This window comes from Antarcticimicrobium sp., from assembly GCF_029212575.1.
Classification (GTDB): Bacteria; Pseudomonadota; Alphaproteobacteria; order Rhodobacterales; family Rhodobacteraceae; genus Antarcticimicrobium.
Map to the genome: position 1 here is coordinate 22,909 of NZ_JARGPK010000088.1, position 17,015 is coordinate 39,923.

Here is a 17,015-nt window from a genome sequence, read left to right on the forward strand (position 1 = left end):
AGGAGAAGACTATGGGAGAGATCGTTCTCGCCGCCAAATGCACCCATGTGCCGACCATGCTGATGTCGGAACGGCCCGGCCCGGTAGAGGGCAAGCGGCAGCCGGCCATCGACGGCCATGCCGAGATTGCCCGCCGCGCCAAGGCGCTGGGGGCGGATACGGTGGTGATCTGCGACACCCACTGGGTGATCAACGCGGGCTTTCACATCAACGCCAACGCGCGGTTCAAGGGGCTCTTTACCTCGAACGAGTTTCCCCAGTTCATCCAGGATCTGCCCTACGACTACCAGGGCAACCCGGAGTTGGGCGACGCGATTGCCAAGGCGGCCTGCGACCTGGGCGCGCACACGCTGTCGCACCATCTGGACAGCCTGCACCTGGAATACGGCACGCTGGTGCCGATGCGCTTCATGGCCCGCGAACATGAGATGAAGGTCGTTTCCGTCGCCGCCTGGTGCACGGTGCACGACCATCAGGAAAGCCGCATCGTCGGCGCGGCGATCCGCAAGGCGGTCGAGGAGAGCGACAGCAAGGTGTTGCTCGTGGCCTCCGGCTCGCTCTCCCACAAGATCTGGGCGAACAAGGACTATGCCGCCAACAACGGCACCTTTACCATCAGCTCGGAGTTCAACCGGCAGATGGACCTGCATGTGCTGGAGATGTGGAAATCCGGCGATCACGCCACCTTCCTCAAGATGCTGCCGGAATACGCCCGCCATTGCAGCGGCGAGGGGTCGATGCACGATACCGCCATGCTTTACGGCGCGCTGGGCTGGGACAGGTACGATGCAAGATGCGAGGTGGTGACACCCTATTTCCCCTCCTCCGGCACCGGCCAGACCAACGTGATCTTTCCGGTTCAATAGGCCGAGATGACCGAAACGACGCGATACGAACGGACCCTGGGCATGGAATTTTCAGAAAACTCCAAACCGAACTTTTCGGAAAAGTTCGCCCCGGCCCGACCGCCGCGCTGACCTCCCCGAAAGGAACCCGCCATGCCCATCCCCGCCCCGAACCTCTACCCGCCGTTCAACATCGTCCGGCTCAGCCATGTGGAACTGATCGTCACCGATCTGGCGAAATCGCGCGCCTTCTACGTCGACACACTGGGCCTGCAGGTCACCGACGAGGACAGCGAGACGATCTATCTGCGCGCGATGGAGGAACGGGGGCATCACTGTCTGGTGCTGCGCAAGGGGGAGGACCCGCGCGCCCGCGATCTGGGCTTCAAGCTGTTCGACGACGACAGCCTCGACAAGGCCGAAGCCTTCTTCAAGGGCAGGGATCTGCCCGTGGAGTGGGTCGATCGCCCGTATCAGTCGCGCACCTTCCGCACCCGTGATCCGCATGGCATCCCGCTGGAATTCTACGTCAAGATGGACAGGCTGCCGCCGATCCACCAGAAATACGCGCTCTATCGCGGCGTGAAGCCCCTGCGCATCGACCATTTCAACGTCTTCTCGCCCAGCGTGGACGAAAGCGTCGCCTTTTATAACGAATTGGGCTTTCGCGTCACCGAATACACCGAGGACGAGGACAGCGGCCATCTCTGGGCTGCCTGGACCCACCGCAAGGGCGGCGTGCATGACATGGCCTTTACCAACGGCACCGGGCCGCGGCTGCATCACACCGCGTTCTGGGTGCCGACGCCTCTGAACATCATCGACCTGCTCGACCTGATGGCGACCACCGGCTGGGTCGACAACATCGAACGCGGGCCGGGGCGGCACGGGATTTCAAACGCCTTCTTCCTCTACATCCGCGATCCCGACGGTCACCGGATCGAGATCTATTGCTCGGACTACCAGACCGTCGACCCGGATCTGGAGCCGATCAAATGGGATCTGAAGGACCCGCAGCGCCAGACGCTCTGGGGCGCGCCTGCGCCGCGCTCCTGGTTCGAGGAAGGTAGCCTGTTCGAGGGAACCGCGCCGGTACCCGCGCAGCTCAAGGCGCAGCCGATCATTGCACCCTGAGGCAGACATTCATAACACGAAACCGCGCCCGCACGGCGGCCAGCACGGCAACTGGAGCTATCAATGAAATGGACTGAATTCGCCGGATGGGGCCGCCGCGTGGCCGACTGGGCGCAAGAGTATCACCTCACCGTCGGCGACCGGCCGGTGCGGGCGCAGACGAGGCCGGGCGAGGTGCTGAACGCCCTGCCCGCGACCCCGCCGGAAACCCCGGAGGACATGGAGCAGGTGTTCCGCGATTTTGAACAGATCGTGATGCCGGGCATCACCCATTGGCAGCACCCGCGGTTCTTCGCCTACTTCGCCTCCAACGCCGCCGCCCCCTCGGTTCTGGCCGAATTCCTGGTCTCGGCGATCGCGCCGCAATGCATGCTGTGGCAGACCTCGCCGGCGGCAACCGAGTTGGAAACCCGGATGATGGACTGGCTGCGCCAGTCCCTCGACCTGCCCGAGGGATTCGCCGGGGTGATCCAGGACAGCGCGTCATCGGCGACGCTGGCGGCGGTGCTGACGATGCGGGAAAAGGCGCTGGACTGGACCGGCAACCAACAGGGGCTGGCCGGGCAGGCGCCGCTGCGGGTCTATGCGTCGTCGGAGGTGCATACCTCGATCGACCGGGCGATCTGGATTTCCGGCATCGGCCAGGACAACCTCGTGCGTATCCCGATCAAGGGCGGCTGGCGCGGCATGGACCCGGCGGCGCTGGAGGCCGCGATCGAGGCCGATCTGGCGGCCGGATTGAAACCGGCCGGCGTGATCCTCTGTGTCGGCGGCACCGGCACAGGGGCCACCGACCCGATTGCCGAGTGCTTGGCCATCGCGCGGAAATACAACCTCTACACCCATGTCGATGCCGCCTGGGCCGGCAGCGCGATGATCTGCCCGGAGTTCCGCCACTACTGGACCGGGATCGAGGGCGCCGACAGCATCGTCTTCAACCCGCACAAATGGCTGGGGGCACAGTTCGACTGCTCGGCGCATTTCGTACGGAATCCCGAGGATCTTGTACGGACTTTGGCGATCAGCCCGGAGTACCTGAAAACCCACGGCGCCGAGGGGATCGTCAACTACTCCGAATGGTCGGTGCCGCTGGGCCGCCGGTTCCGCGCGCTGAAGCTGTGGTTCCTGATCCGCGCCTACGGGCTGGAGGGGCTGCGGGAGCGGATCAGAAACCATGTGAAATGGTCGGTGCAGCTGCACGACAAGCTGGTGGCAGACCCGGCGTTCAAGATCGTGACGCCGCCGATGTGGTCACTGTTCACTTTCCGCTATGCGCCGGAGGGGGCCGGGGACCTCGACGCGCTGAACCTTGCGCTGGTCAACGCCATCAATGACGACGGGCGCATCTACCTGACCCAGACCCGGGTGGATGGGGCGCTGGTCATCCGGTTCCAGGCCGGGCAATTTGAAACCACCGAGGAGGACGTGATGATGGCCTATGACGTGATCACCGAAATTGCAGGAAAGCTCCAGCCATGACCAAATTCGCAACCTATTCCGTAGGCAAGGAGACCCTTTACGGCGCGGTGACCGAGGGGGGGATGATCGCCCTTTCGCCGGTCTATCGCGAATGGCCCGACCTGCGCACTGTGATCGAGGCCGGGGCGCTTTATGATCTGGCGGTGGCCGCACAGGACAAGCCGGTGACGCATCCGAACGGGACATTCGAGTATCAGATCCCGATCCCCGCCCCGGAAAAGATCATCTGCGTCGGCGTCAACTTTCCCGACCGCAACGCCGAGTACAAGGATGGGCAGGACGCACCGCCGAACATGTCGCTGTTCATCCGCTTCGCGCGCAGCTTTACCGGGCACGAGAACCCGCTGATCCGCCCGCCGGAAACGCCGCAGCTGGATTACGAGGGCGAGATCGCGGTGGTGATCGGCAAGGGCGGGCGGCGGATTTCGCAGGCCGACGCCTATGACCACATCGCCGCGATCACCCTGTGCAACGAGGGCACGCTGCGCGACTGGGTGCGGCATGCCAAGTTCAACGTCACCCAGGGCAAGAACTGGGACCATTCCGGCGCGATGGGGCCGTGGCTGGTGCCCTTCACCTCGCCCGCGCAGCTTGACGATGTGCGGCTGACAACACGCGTGAACGGCGAGCTGCGGCAGGACGACCGCACCTCGCGCATGCTGTTCCCGATCCGGCGGCAGATCGAATATATCTCGACCTTCACCACGCTGGTGCCGGGCGACATCATCGTGACCGGCACCCCCACCGGCGCCGGCGCGCGGTTCGATCCACCCCGGTTCCTGCGCCCCGGCGACGTGATCGAGGTCGAGGCCGAGGGAATCGGCAAGCTGGTCAACACGGTGGCGGACGAATGACGCCCGCGCAATACGACGAGGCCGCCGATAGCCTGTTCAACGCCGAGCAGACCGGACAGCAATGCGGGCTTCTCTCGCGGCTCTATCCCGGCATGACGCTGGACGACGCCTATGCGGTGCAGGCGCGGCTGATCGCGCGCAAGCTGGCGGCGGGGCGGCGCAAGATCGGCTGGAAGATCGGTCTGACCAGCCGGGCGATGCAGGACGCGCTGAAGATCGACACGCCCGACAGCGGGGTGCTGCTGGACGACATGGCGTTCGGGAACGGCGCCACCGTGCCCGCCGGTCGCTTCATCCAGCCAAGGGTAGAGGCCGAGATCGCCTTCGCGATGAAGGCCCCGCTGGCGGGCGCCGACTGCACCCGCGAGGATGTGCTGGCGGCGACCGATTACGTGGCGCCGTCGCTGGAGATCCTCGATACCCGTGTCCTGCGCGCCGACCCGGAGACCGGCAAGGCGCGCGTGATCGTCGACACCATCAGCGACAACGCCGCCAATGCCGGTGTCGTGCTGGGGGCCGAGCGTCATGCGCCCGACGCGGTCGACCTGCGCTGGACCGGCGCCATCGTCAGCCGCGACGGCGTGGTCGAGGAAACCGGGCTGGGGGCCGGGGTGCTGAACGACCCGGTGACATCCGTTCTCTGGCTTGCGCGGCGCATGGCGGATTATGGTCAGCAGATCGAGGCGGGGGATATCGTCCTGTCCGGTTCCTTCATCCGCCCGGTCGAGGCACCGGCCGGATCGCGTTTTGCCGCCGATTTCGGGCCGTTCGGCTCGGTTCACGTCACTTTCGACTGAGAGGTTTCCCATGCCCGTCCCCACAAACCCCTTCAAACAGGCGCTCGCCGCCGGCGAAAAACAGATCGGCTGCTGGATGAGCTTTGCCGATGGCCAGGCCGCCGAGATCATGGGCACCGCCGGGTTCGACTGGCTGGTGATCGACGGCGAACACGCGCCGAACGACATCCGCTCGATCCGCGACCAGCTGATCGCGCTGGCGGCCAGCCCCAGCCACCCGGTTGTCCGGGTCCCGCTCGGCGAGACATGGATGATCAAGCAGGTGCTGGACGCGGGCGCGCAGACCGTGCTGGTGCCGATGGTGGAAGGCGGCGATCAGGCGCGCGAGCTGGTGCGCGCCTGCACTTATCCGCCCGAGGGCACCCGTGGTGTCGGCGCCGCTGGCGGGCGGGCCACCATGTTCGCCTCGATCCCCGATTACATCCCGACCGCCGACGCCGAGATCTGCCTGCTGGTGCAGGTGGAAAGCCGCGCGGGGCTGGCCGGGCTGGACGACATCCTCGCCGTCGAGGGGGTGGACGGTGTCTTCATCGGGCCGGCGGACCTGTCGACCGACATGGGGTTCAAAGGCGACAGCGCCGCGCCGGAGGTGCGCGCGGCAATCGCCGATGCCATCGCGCGGATCGCGGCAGCGGGCAAGGCGCCCGGAATCCTCGGCGTGACCGAGGAGGCGACGCAGGCCTATCACGACATGGGGGCGCAATTCCTCGCCGTCGGGATCGACGTACTGGTGCTGGCACGCAATGCGCGGGCCCTGGCCGCGCGCTGGAAAAGCGCCTGAAAACGGGAAGGTGCGTATTTACACGCAATTGACCGGAGCGCGATCGCGGCGCTAGCGTATCTTCACGGGAGTTTCAGGCGCCACCAAGGGCGCTCACCAGGGAGAGAGAATCGTGACACGCATTTTCGTTGCGGGCATGGTGTCGGCGCTTGCGCTGGCCACCAGTGCGACCGCTGACATCAAGATCGCCCATGTCTACGGCAAGACCGGCCCCTATGAGGCCTATGCGAAACAGTCCCATGACGGGCTGATGATGGGGCTGGAATACGCCACCGGCGGCACCATGGAGATCGACGGCGAAAAGATCGTCGTGCTTGAAAAGGACACCCAGCTCAAGCCGGAGAATGGCCGCGCGCTGCTGGAAGAGGCCTATGGCGATGACGAGGTCGACCTGGCTGTCGGTCCGGTCAGTTCCGGCGTGGCGCTGGCGATGCTGCCGGTGGCCGAGGAATACGAGAAGATCCTGCTGGTGGAGCCGGCGGTGGCCGATTCGATCACCGGCGAGAACTGGAACCGCTATATCTTCCGCACCGGGCGCAACTCGTCCCAGGACGCGGTGTCGAACGCCATCGCGCTGGCCGGCGAGAACGTGCATATCGCGACGCTGGCGCAGGACTATGCCTTTGGTCGTGACGGCATCGCCGCCTTCAAGGACGCGCTGGAGGGCACCGGCACCGATGTCGCGCACGAGGAATACGTGCCCACCGACACCACCGACTTTACCGCCGCGGCGGAGCGCATCTTCAACGCGATGAAGGATCTGGACGGCAAGAAGAAGCTGTTCGTCATCTGGGCCGGTGGCGGCAATCCGATGGGCAAGGTCAACGCGATGGACCCGGGCCGGTTCGGCATCGAGATCGCCAGCGGCGGCAACATCCTTGCGGCGCTGAAGGGCTGGAAAGAGTTCGATGGCATGGAGGGGGCGACCTATTACTACTACGACATCCCCAAGAACCCGGTGAACGACTGGCTGGTGAAGGAGCATATGGACCGCTTCGGCACCCCGCCCGACTTCTTCACCGCAGGCGGCATGGCGGCGGGCATCGCCGTGGTCGAGGCGATCAAGAAGGCCGGCGGCACCGACACCGAGGACCTGATCGCGGCGATGGAAGGCATGGAATGGGAAACGCCCAAGGGCACCATGCGCTTCCGCCCCGAGGATCACCAGGCAATGCAGTCCATGTATCACTTCAAGATCAGGGTCGATCCGGAGGTGGAATGGGCGATCCCCGAGCTGGTGCGCGAGCTGGGCATCGACGACCTGCCGATCCCGGTTCGTAACCAGTAATCTTTTCCCCAAGGCCGTGGCGGGTCGGTTGACCGATCCGCCCCGGTCCGATCCCTCCGGATACCGTCCCCGCCCGCGTCCGCCGCGGGACCGGGAAGGACAGGACAGATGACCGACCCCATTCTCAGAACCCAGGACCTGACCGTACGCTTTGGCGGCCATGTGGCGGTGGATGCCGTGAGCTGCGCCTTTCAGGCCGGAGAACTGACCGCAATCGTCGGCCCCAACGGCGCCGGAAAGACCACCTATTTCAACCTGATCTCGGGCCAGATCCCCGCCACGGGCGGCAAGGTGTTCCTGCGCGGGCGCGACCTTGCCGGGATGTCGGCCTCGCAGCGCACCAAGGCCGGGATCGGCCGGGCGTTCCAGCTGACCAACCTGTTTCCCGACCTGACGGTGCTGGAGAATGTCCGCCTGGTGGTGCAATCGCACTCCGGGCAGGGCTTCAACCTGTGGTCGATGGCCAGCAGGCACAGCGAGTTGACCGAGGCCGCCGAGGCGGTGCTGGAACGGGTGCGGCTGGCCGACCTGGCCGGGCAGGTGGTCTCGGAACTGTCGCACGGCAACCAGCGCAAGCTGGAGGTGGCGCTGCTGATCGCGCTCGATCCGGCGGTCTACATGTTCGACGAGCCCACCGCGGGGATGAGCGTGGACGAGGCGCCGGTTGTGCTGGACCTGATCGCCGAGCTGAAGGCGCAGAACGACCGCACCATCCTGCTGGTCGAGCACAAGATGGACGTGATCCGCACCCTCGCCGACCGCATCATCGTGCTGCACAACGGTGAACTCGCCGCAGACGGCCCGCCGGCCGAGGTGATGGCCTCGGACGTGGTGCAGGAGGCCTACATGGGCAAGGAGCTGGAAGATGTCTGACCCGATCCTGCGGCTGGAGGGCGTCTGCACCAACATCGCCCAGTACCACATCCTGCAGGGGGTAGAGCTGGAGGTGCCGCGCGGACAGGTGACCATGCTGCTGGGCCGCAACGGGGTGGGCAAGACCACCACGTTGCGCACCGTGATCGGCCACTGGCGCGCCCACAAGGGCCGGGTGATGTTCGACGGCGAGGACATCACCGCCAAGCCGACCCCCGCCATCGCGCGATCCGGCGTCGGCTTCGTGCCCGAGGACATGGGCATCTTTTCCGACCTGACGGTCGAGGAGAACATGGTCCTGGCCGCCGCCTCGGGTCCGATCGACAGCGCCCGGCTGGACTGGGTGTTTTCCGCCTTTCCGCCGCTCAAGACCTTCTGGAGCTCGGAGGCGGGCAACCTGTCGGGCGGGCAGAAACAGATGCTCTCGATTGCCCGCGCGATGATCGAGGAGCGCAAGCTCTATCTGATCGACGAACCGACCAAGGGCTTGGCACCGGCCATCGTGTCGACGATGGCGCGGGCGCTGAAGGAGTTGAAGGCGCAGGGCGCCTCGATCCTGCTGGTGGAGCAGAATTTCGCGGTTGCCCGCGCCTTGGGGGACACAGCCAACGTGATGGACGACGGGCGGGTCATCTGGTCGGGCGCGATGGCAAAGCTGGCTGGGGATGCGGAATTGCAGGAGCGGCTGATGGGGCTGAGCCTGGAGGCGCACTGAGGGGGGGCCCGGCGGACGTCCGGATTTGAGTATTTGGAACGAGAAGAAGCAGGGGAAGGCGGTTCGCCATCCCGGTCTGCTGCAGGGGGTGAGGCGCAGGACATGAGACACTTGAGCATGTGCGGCAAGACGATACGGGGGGCGCGGCGATGACGGCCGCACCTAAACACGCGCCGAAGATGGCGGAGCTGAGCCTGGCCCAGCGGCTGGGCCCGTGGATGCCGGTGCTGCTGGTGCCGGCGCTGGTGGTGCTGGGGGCGCTGGCGATCCCGGAAACCTCGAGCTGGCTGACGCTGACCGTCTCGGGGCTGGCGATGGGGATGATGATCTTCATCATGGCCTCGGGGCTGACGCTGGTGTTCGGGCTGATGGACGTGATCAATTTCGGCCACGGCGCCTTTGTCTCGGTCGGGGCCTTTGTCGGGGTCACCGTGTTGCTGATGCTGGGCCAGATGACCGGCGCGCCCAGCCTGGGGCTGAACCTGGTGGCGCTGATGCTGGCGGTGCTCGGCGCGATGGCGGCCACCGGCGCGATGGGCTGGGCCTTTGAAAAGGTGATCGTGATGCCGGTCTATGGCCATCACCTGAAGCAGATCCTGGTCACCATGGGCGGGCTGATCGTGGTGGAGCAACTGATCATCGTGCTCTGGGGGCCGGAGGAGATCTATATCGCCCGCCCCGAAAGCCTGAAGGGCGCGATCACCTTTGCCGGGGCCGCGCTGGAGAAATACCGGCTGGTCGCGGTGGTGGTCGGGCTGGTGGTCTTTGCCGCCATGCGGTTCGTGCTGCGGCGCACGCGGATCGGATTGATCGTGCGCGCCGGGGTGCAGAACGGCGAGATGGTGCAGGCGCTGGGATACCGGCTGCGGCGGGTCTTTGTCGGTGTCTTCATCGCCGGATCGGCGCTGGCCGGGCTGGGCGGCGTGATGTGGGGCCTCTATCAGGAGGTGATCACCGCCCATATGGGCAACCAGGCGATGATCCTGATCTTCATCGTTGTGATCATCGGCGGGCTGGGCAGCGTCGAGGGCTGTTTCATCGGCGCGCTGCTGGTCGGGCTGCTGCAGAACTACGTCGCCTTTCTCGAGCCAAAGGCGGCGTTGATTTCCAACATCGCCCTGATGGTGGCGATCCTGATGTGGCGCCCGATGGGCATGATCCCGGTGGTAAAGGCGAAATGAGCATGTTGCAGTCCCTCCTCTCCGGCGACATGCCGCGCAGCCGCATCCTGGCGGTAATCCTTGTTGCGATCCTGGTCTGCCTGGCGCTGGCGCCGTTCCTGTTTCCCGGCGTGCGCACGGTGGACACGGCGGCGCGCATCTGTGTCTTCATCCTGCTAGTGGCGAGCTACGATCTGCTGCTGGGCTATGGCGGTATCGTCAGTTTCGCCCATACCATGTTCTTCGGTATCGGCGCCTATGGCGTGGCGCTGGCGCTGACCCATATGGGGCGCGGATTTGGCCCGATTTTCGTCGGCGCCGGCGCCGGGGCGGTGATGGCGGCGGCGCTGGCGCTGCTGATCGGGCTGTTTTCGCTGCGGGTGCGGGCGATCTTCTTTGCCATGATCACACTGGCGGTGGCCTCGGCGGTGGCTGTGCTGGTCAGCCAGATGTCGGGACTGACCGGGGGCGAGGACGGGCTGACCTTCAAACTGCCGCGCGCGCTTGGCCCGGCCTTCAAGTTCGGCAAGGAGGCCTTGGGCGGCGAGCTCTTCGGGGTGACATTGAACGGCAAGCTGCTGGCCTATTACTTTGTCTTCGCGGGCGCGCTGGTGCTGTTCCTGATGCTGCTGCGGGTGGTGAACTCACCCTTTGGCCGGGTGCTGCTGGCGATCCGAGAAAACGATTTCCGCGCCGAGGCGATCGGCTATCGCGTGGTCTACTACCGCGTCGCCGCCACCTGCCTTTCGGCGGCGGTCGCGGCGCTGGCAGGATCGCTCTATGCGGTCTGGCTGCGTTACGTCGGCCCCGAGACCACCCTGTCGATGGAACTGATGATCGACATCCTGCTGATGGTGGTGATCGGCGGCATGGGCACCATGTACGGCGCGGTGATCGGCGCCACGCTGTTCGTGCTGGCGCAGAATTATCTGCAAACCCTGATGGGCGCCGCCTCGGGGCTGGTCGAGGGGGTGCCGGTGCTGCCCCAGCTGCTGAGCGCCGACCGCTGGCTCTTGTGGCTGGGGGTGCTGTTCATCCTCAGCGTCTATTTCTTTCCCACCGGCGTCGTCGGGCGATTGCGTGGCGGGAAATAAGCAGGCTCAGCGCGACTTGAGCCGTGCCGCCGCGCGGGTGTAGCCGCCGGCGGCGCCGTCGACGAAATGCACGTGGTCGTCCTGCTGGACCGAAGGGACATAGCAGGTGACCAGCGCCTCGTCCTGTTCGTGCAGCCCGTAGCGGATCGCCCCCGCCCGTTCGGCGGCCTCCAGAACTGCGACGATCCGGTCGCGGGTGCTCCTGTCGCAATCCAGCGTCATCTTCAGCCCGTCGTCGAACTTGCGGAAATCGGCATTGGCGCTGACCTGCGCGGCATAGGCGGACGGCTCGAACCCGCCCAGCCGCAGCCCGGTCCTGAAAAGCGCCCAGGCCAGCAGGGTCTGGACCAGAAGCGCCAGCTTGCGCCGCAGGTGCGAGGATCTGCCGTGCGACGCCTGCGCCTCCAGCGACAGGCCCGGCGGCGGCCAGCCGACGCCCGGCCCGGCCACGGGGATCGGATGCCCAGCGCGGCTGAGATGGCCCGCGATCTCGACCACCTGACGCGCCACCCGCGCGAAAGCCAAGGGATCGGCCCTCGGTTCCGGCTGCACCACCAGCGACAGGATCAGACCATTGCGCGCGCGCAGGTTCGACCAGCGGCAGGACAGGCCGGCAAGGTCGGGCTGCGTGCCTTCGGGCGCGGGCGGCACAGCATAACCGCCGGCCTTCATCCGCGCCTCGGCCCAGGCCATGCCGCCGCCGGAGAACATCGCGTAATCCACTCCCTGCGAGGCGGCGAAGCGCGCCACGCGCAGATCGTGCCCGGCGGCACGGATATCGGAGACGGGCACGAGGGCGGCGCGCATCGACATACCAAGATCGGCCTCGGTCCAGCGCCGCACCGCCGCCAGTGCGTCGCGCGCAAGCGGCGCATCCTGCGGCGCTATGGCAAAGGAGGCGCCGTCGCCGCCGAACACGAAGGGGAGCCGGCGCCCCTCCAGAGCGTTCAGCATCGCCGAAATCACCGCCGCTCCAGCCATGTTCACCGCCTTGTAGCGCCCCTTGGCGATTTCGGCGGTCGAGCCGACGATGTCGGCGGTTCCGACCAGCCAGTCGCCCGGCACCGGCGCGAAACCGTCCTGATCCACCAGCGCGGCGAAATCCGACTGCGGCGGCAGCCGATCGTAAAACCCGTCATCGTTCCCCACGCCATCCCCCCAGTCATCGATGCCCGGTGTGAAACCCGAGCCCATTAGAAGTAGGCCGCGCCAGGGTGGCAATCCATTCCACATTTCAGTGCGACACGCACTTGTGCGCGGTTCCCGAACATGCGACGCAACCGACGGGTGCACTGTAGTGAGGGGACGTCGCGTGGCGGGATTGATCTGGCTTTGTCTGGCCTATGTTCTGAGCCAATTTTTCCGGGCGTTCCTGGCCGTGCTGAGCGAGGTTCTCGAACGCGATCTGGGCGCCGCGCCCGAGGCGCTGGCCACCGCCTCGGGGCTGTGGTTCCTGTCCTTCGCAGCGATGCAGATTCCGGTGGGCTGGTCGCTCGACCACCTGGGGCCGCGGCGCAGCGCGGCGGCCTTGCTGCTGCTGGGCGGTGGTGGCGGGGCGGCGGTTTTCGCGCTGGCCAGCAGCCCGGCGCATATCTCCATCGCCATGTTCCTGATCGGGATCGGCTGTTCGCCGGTTCTCATGGCCTCCTACTACATCTTCGCGCGGGAATACCCGCCGGCGCGCTTTGCAACGCTGGCCGCGCTGATGCTGGGGGTCGGCTCGGCCGGCAATATCGTGGCCTCCTACCCGACCGCGCTGGCGGCCGAGCTGATCGGCTGGCGTGGCACGCTGGCCGGGCTGGCGGCGCTTTCGGCGCTGGTGGCGGCGGGGATCTTTGTCTCGGTGCGCGACCCGGCGCGGGTGGAAAGCACGGCGAAGGGCTCGGTCCTAGATCTTCTGAAACTGCCGGTGATGTGGCTGATCCTGCCGATGATGCTGGTCAATTACGCCCCGGCGGCCACTGTTCGGGGGCTGTGGATCGGCCCCTACCTGGCGGATGTGTTTCACCTCACCACGCCGCAGATCGGGCAGGCGACGCTGGCGATGGGGGCGGCGATGATCGCCGGAACGCTGTGCTATGGCCCGATGGACCGGCTGCTGGGCACCCGCAAATGGGTCGTGGCTGGCGGTGCGCTGGGATCGGTCGCCGCGCTGGTCTGGCTGATCGCGGCGATCGAGGTCAGCCCGCTGCTCTCGGTGGCATTGCTGGCCGCGGTGGGCTTTCTCGGTGGCTACTTCCCGGTAATCATCGCCCACGGGCGGGCGTTTTTTCCCGCCCATCTGGTCGGGCGCGGCGTGACCTTGATGAACCTCTTCGGCATCGGCGGGGTGGGGTTGATGCAATTCGTTACCGGGCGGCTTCACACCGGCCTTGCCGGTGGCGCCGCCTCGGCGCCCTATGCCGCGATTTTCGCATTCCTCGCGCTGGCGCTGCTGATCGGAACGGTTCTTTACCTGTTCAGCCGGGACAGCATCGACTGACCCCTTTTTTCCTTGTGCCAAAGCCTATATGACACCGCAGCCGGTCACGTGACCGGCCGTATCGCAAGAGAGGACATCATGGGTTATCGCGTCGTCGTCGCGGGTGCCACGGGTAACGTGGGCCGCGAAATGCTGAACATCCTGGCCGAGCGCCAGTTCCCGGTTGATGAGATCGCCGCGCTGGCAAGCCGCCGGTCGCTGGGCACCGAGGTGAGTTTTGGCGACACCACCCTCAAGACCCAGGATCTGGACACCTTCGATTTCACCGGATGGGACATGGCGCTTTTTGCCATCGGCTCGGATGCCACCAAGAAATACGCGCCGATGGCCGCCAGGGCGGGCTGCGTGGTGATCGACAACAGCTCGCTCTACCGCTACGACCCGGAAGTTCCGTTGATCGTGCCCGAGGTGAACCCGCAGGCGGTGCACGGCTATGGCAAGAAAAACATCATCGCCAACCCCAACTGCTCGACCGCGCAGATGGTTGTGGCGCTGAAACCGCTGCATGACCGCGCCAGGATCAAGCGCGTCGTGGTGTCCACCTATCAATCGGTCTCCGGCGCCGGCAAGGAGGGGATGGACGAGCTTTGGGACCAGACCAAGGCTGTCTACAACCCGACATCGGATATCACGCAGAAGAAATTCACCAAGCAGATCGCCTTCAACGTGATTCCGCATATCGACGTCTTCATGGAGGACGGCTCGACCAAGGAAGAATGGAAGATGGTCGCCGAGACCAAGAAGATCATCGACCCCAAGATCAAGGTCACCGCGACTTGCGTGCGCGTGCCGGTCTTTGTCGGCCATGCCGAGGCGATCAATATCGAGTTCGAGGATCACCTCGACGAGGACGAGGCGCGCGACATCCTGCGCGAAGCTCCCGGCATCATGGTGATCGACAAGCGCGAGGACGGCGGCTATGTCACGCCGATCGAATGCGTCGGCGATTTCGCCACCTTCATCAGCCGCATCCGCCAGGACAGCACCATCGACAACGGTCTGAACCTGTGGTGCGTTTCCGACAACCTGCGCAAGGGCGCGGCGCTGAACGCGGTGCAGATCGCCGAGCTGCTGGGGCGCGAGGTTCTGAAAAAGGGCTGAACCTGACCGGAATGAATGTCGGACAAGGGCGCCTTTTCGGGCGCCCTTGTTCTTTTCGGCCGTCGCGCGCACCCTTGGAAAAGGATTCTCAAAGGTGTTTTCATGCGTAGATTCATTTTTCTCGCAGCAATGCTGCCCACGGTCGGCCTGGCCGACCAGTTCGTTATGGAGGCCCCGGTCACCCATGTCACGATGCATCCCACCGGCGCGACGGTGGAGCGCCGGGTTCCCTTTGCCATCCCGCAGGGCCGGCACCGGCTGATCCTGCGCGGCGCCGATCCGGGCGTGCCGCTGGATGAGTTGCGGTTCTCGGTCGAGGGGGCGGTGCTTGAGACCCTGTCGGCACGTAGCGAGAACCTGCCGCCGCGCGACACCGGGGAAAGTCCGGCGGTCGCGGCCGCCCGCGACGAGGTCACCCGTATCGACCGCGCGATCCGGGACCTGCAGGACAAGCGCGCCGAACATTTGCTGGGCGTCGCTGCGGCAGAGGCGAAGCTGGGTTTCCTCGCCGGGCTGGGCGAGCGTGACGGCATCGCCGGCCAGGACGTGATCAGCCTGCGCGAGATCTCCACCATGGTCGCCGAGGAAACCTTGGCCGCAAAGGCCGCCGCCCTGCAGGCGCAACAGGCCGCCCGGGCGCTGAACGATCCGCTGAAGGACCTGACCGAGGAACTTGCCCGCGCGCAACAGGCGCTCGCCGCGTTGGTGCCGGATGTGGCGGACCCGGTCGAACTGACCCTGACCGTCACCGCCGGGGCGGCGAGCGAGGGGATGGTCACGGTCAGCTACCTGACCCCCGATGCGATGTGGCAACCGGGTTACGAGGCTAGGCTGAGTCGCGGCGATACCCCGCGCCTGACGCTGGCCCGCGTGGCCTGGGTGGCGCAGGACAGCGGCGAAACCTGGCGCGACGTGGCGCTGCAACTGTCCACGGTAGACCCCGCCGCACGCTCCACCCCCTCGGAGGTGGTTTCGCAAAGGCTTCGGATCGTCGAGCGCCCCGAGCCCAAGGCGTTGCAGCGCGCCGATTTCGCCGGTGCCGCACAGGCGCCAAGGGTCGAGGCCCCGGTCGTTTTCGAGGAGGCCGCGTCGATCGGCGCGGCGCTGGACGGGATCAGCGTGACCTATGACTATGCCCCGCCGGTCACCCTGGCGCCGGGCACCGACGCGGTGCGCATCCCGCTGGGTGAGATCGCGCTGGAGCCGCAGATCTTTGCCCGTGCCGCGCCGCGTTTCGACGAAACCGCCTTTGTCACCGCCCGTTTCGTCAACGACATGGGCGAGATCCTGCTGCCGTCGGAGCGGATGCACCTTTATCTCGACGGGCAGTTCACCGGCCTCGGGCGGATGCCCCTGATCGCCGCCGGAGAGGAAACCGAGCTGTCCTTCGGCCCGATCGAGGGGCTGCGGCTTAAATCCATCCTGCGCGACCGCAACGAGGGCGACCGCGGCGTGCTGAGCAAATCCAGCGAACGGACCGAGACGCGGGAGTTCGAGATCATGAACCTGACCGGCACCGACTGGCAGGTCAGGCTGCGCGACCGGGTGCCCTATTCCGAGCAGGAGGATCTGAGCATCGACTGGAGCGCGACGCCGAAGCCCGGGATCACCGATGCGGACGGCATGCGCGGCGTGCTGGAGTGGCGTTTCCCGCTGCCCGCCGGAGCGGAGCAGACCCTGCGGCTGGAAACCCGGCTGAACTGGCCGGAAGGATACATCCTGCGCTGAGCCGCGCACACCGGTTTCAGATCTGCACGAATTCCCCCGATTTGGGGTCATAATACTCCAGCCCGCCCTCGCCGATATCGGTCCAGAGCCCATGTAGGCTGAGCGATCCGTCCTCGACCGCCTCAGAGACGAACGGGAAGGTCATCAGGTTGGAGAGCGAGGTCAGAACCGACTGCCGTTCCAGCGCGCGGGCCTGTTCGCCCTCATCTTCGATATCGGCCACAAGGTCGAATTTCGGCCGCAGTATATCCATCCAGCGGCCGACGAAGCTCTCCTTTTCCTCCAACTCCGGTGCGTGGCCCTTGCACATGTCGATGCAGCCCTGAACGCCGCCGCACTCGGAATGGCCCAGCACCATCAGGTGCGACACCTTCAGCACGGTCACCGCATACTCGATGGTCGCCGAGGTGCCGTGGTGATCACCGTCCGGTTCGTAGGGTGGAACAAGGTTCGCGATGTTGCGGTGAATGAAGAACTCGCCCTGGTCGGCGCCAAAGATCGAGGTCACGTGCACCCGGCTGTCGCAGCACGAGATCACCATCGCGCGGGGCCGCTGCCCCTCGGTCGCCAACCGGCGGTACCAGCTCCGGTTTTCCGCATAGGCGGTCGCCTTCCATCCCTGATAGCGTTGGATCAGATAACTCGGCAATGGTTTGGCGAACTGCATTCAAAATACCTCGCTTG

General features: G+C 65.9%; 16 protein-coding genes. 14 read left to right on the plus strand and 2 right to left on the minus strand.

Features of this window, described 5'->3' with window-relative positions:
- Positions 1–11: 11 nt before the first annotated feature.
- The 11 genes from hpaD (P1U75_RS18305) (at position 12) to P1U75_RS18355 (ending at position 11,020) form a co-directional block, all read left to right on the plus strand.
- Positions 12–866, plus strand: coding sequence for a 3,4-dihydroxyphenylacetate 2,3-dioxygenase (gene hpaD / locus P1U75_RS18305; RefSeq protein WP_300245844.1), 855 nt, complete (start codon positions 12–14; stop codon positions 864–866).
- Between the two features lie 132 nt (positions 867–998).
- Positions 999–1,979 (plus strand): 3,4-dihydroxyphenylacetate 2,3-dioxygenase, encoded by a 981-nt coding sequence (gene hpaD, locus P1U75_RS18310; RefSeq protein WP_300245847.1) that lies wholly within the window; start codon positions 999–1,001, stop codon positions 1,977–1,979.
- Positions 1,980–2,042: 63 nt separating this feature from the next.
- The gene (locus P1U75_RS18315; protein ID WP_300245850.1) at positions 2,043–3,458 is read left to right on the plus strand and encodes a pyridoxal-dependent decarboxylase; all 1,416 of its coding nucleotides are present in this window, start codon (positions 2,043–2,045) and stop codon (positions 3,456–3,458) included.
- Positions 3,455–4,312 carry a fumarylacetoacetate hydrolase family protein gene (locus P1U75_RS18320; RefSeq protein ID WP_300245853.1) on the plus strand — a complete coding sequence of 286 codons (858 nt, stop codon included), beginning with the start codon at positions 3,455–3,457 and terminating at the stop codon, positions 4,310–4,312. Before P1U75_RS18315 ends, P1U75_RS18320 begins: the two co-directional genes overlap by 4 nt.
- Positions 4,309–5,109, plus strand: a complete 801-nt coding sequence (gene hpaH, locus P1U75_RS18325) for a 2-oxo-hept-4-ene-1,7-dioate hydratase (protein ID WP_300245856.1) — start codon at positions 4,309–4,311, stop codon at positions 5,107–5,109. Before P1U75_RS18320 ends, hpaH begins: the two co-directional genes overlap by 4 nt.
- A 10-nt stretch (positions 5,110–5,119) precedes the next feature.
- On the plus strand, positions 5,120–5,890 hold the full coding sequence (locus P1U75_RS18330; protein ID WP_300245858.1) for an HpcH/HpaI aldolase/citrate lyase family protein: 771 nt from the start codon (positions 5,120–5,122) through the stop codon (positions 5,888–5,890).
- A gap of 112 nt (positions 5,891–6,002) precedes the next feature.
- Positions 6,003–7,178: a substrate-binding domain-containing protein gene (locus P1U75_RS18335; RefSeq protein ID WP_300245860.1), complete on the plus strand. Its 1,176-nt coding sequence runs from the start codon at positions 6,003–6,005 to the stop codon at positions 7,176–7,178.
- Between the two features lie 108 nt (positions 7,179–7,286).
- Entirely contained in the window at positions 7,287–8,051 is a 765-nt protein-coding gene (locus P1U75_RS18340) for an ABC transporter ATP-binding protein (RefSeq protein WP_300245862.1), read from the plus strand.
- Complete coding sequence (locus tag P1U75_RS18345) at positions 8,044–8,766, plus strand: ABC transporter ATP-binding protein (protein ID WP_300245865.1); 723 nt, start codon at positions 8,044–8,046, stop codon at positions 8,764–8,766. Before P1U75_RS18340 ends, P1U75_RS18345 begins: the two co-directional genes overlap by 8 nt.
- A gap of 149 nt (positions 8,767–8,915) precedes the next feature.
- Entirely contained in the window at positions 8,916–9,947 is a 1,032-nt protein-coding gene (locus P1U75_RS18350) for a branched-chain amino acid ABC transporter permease (protein WP_300245868.1), read from the plus strand.
- Between the two features lie 2 nt (positions 9,948–9,949).
- Entirely contained in the window at positions 9,950–11,020 is a 1,071-nt protein-coding gene (locus P1U75_RS18355) for a branched-chain amino acid ABC transporter permease (RefSeq protein WP_300245870.1), read from the plus strand.
- 6 nt (positions 11,021–11,026) lie between these two features.
- Here P1U75_RS18355 and P1U75_RS18360 read toward each other — a convergent pair whose 3' ends face one another.
- Positions 11,027–12,169: a DUF3095 domain-containing protein gene (locus P1U75_RS18360; RefSeq protein ID WP_300245872.1), complete on the minus strand. Its 1,143-nt coding sequence runs from the start codon at positions 12,167–12,169 to the stop codon at positions 11,027–11,029.
- 163 nt (positions 12,170–12,332) lie between these two features.
- On the opposite strand from P1U75_RS18360, the gene P1U75_RS18365 reads away from it, so the two are divergent.
- From P1U75_RS18365 to P1U75_RS18375, 3 genes are all read left to right on the plus strand, one after another.
- Positions 12,333–13,502 (plus strand): MFS transporter, encoded by a 1,170-nt coding sequence (locus P1U75_RS18365; RefSeq protein ID WP_300245874.1) that lies wholly within the window; start codon positions 12,333–12,335, stop codon positions 13,500–13,502.
- A 78-nt stretch (positions 13,503–13,580) separates the two neighbouring features.
- Positions 13,581–14,603: an aspartate-semialdehyde dehydrogenase gene (locus tag P1U75_RS18370; protein ID WP_300245876.1), complete on the plus strand. Its 1,023-nt coding sequence runs from the start codon at positions 13,581–13,583 to the stop codon at positions 14,601–14,603.
- Between the two features lie 102 nt (positions 14,604–14,705).
- Positions 14,706–16,331 (plus strand): DUF4139 domain-containing protein, encoded by a 1,626-nt coding sequence (locus P1U75_RS18375; protein WP_300245878.1) that lies wholly within the window; start codon positions 14,706–14,708, stop codon positions 16,329–16,331.
- A 16-nt stretch (positions 16,332–16,347) separates the two neighbouring features.
- Here P1U75_RS18375 and P1U75_RS18380 read toward each other — a convergent pair whose 3' ends face one another.
- Entirely contained in the window at positions 16,348–16,998 is a 651-nt protein-coding gene (locus tag P1U75_RS18380) for a carbonic anhydrase (RefSeq protein ID WP_300245880.1), read from the minus strand.
- Positions 16,999–17,015: the final 17 nt, after the last annotated feature.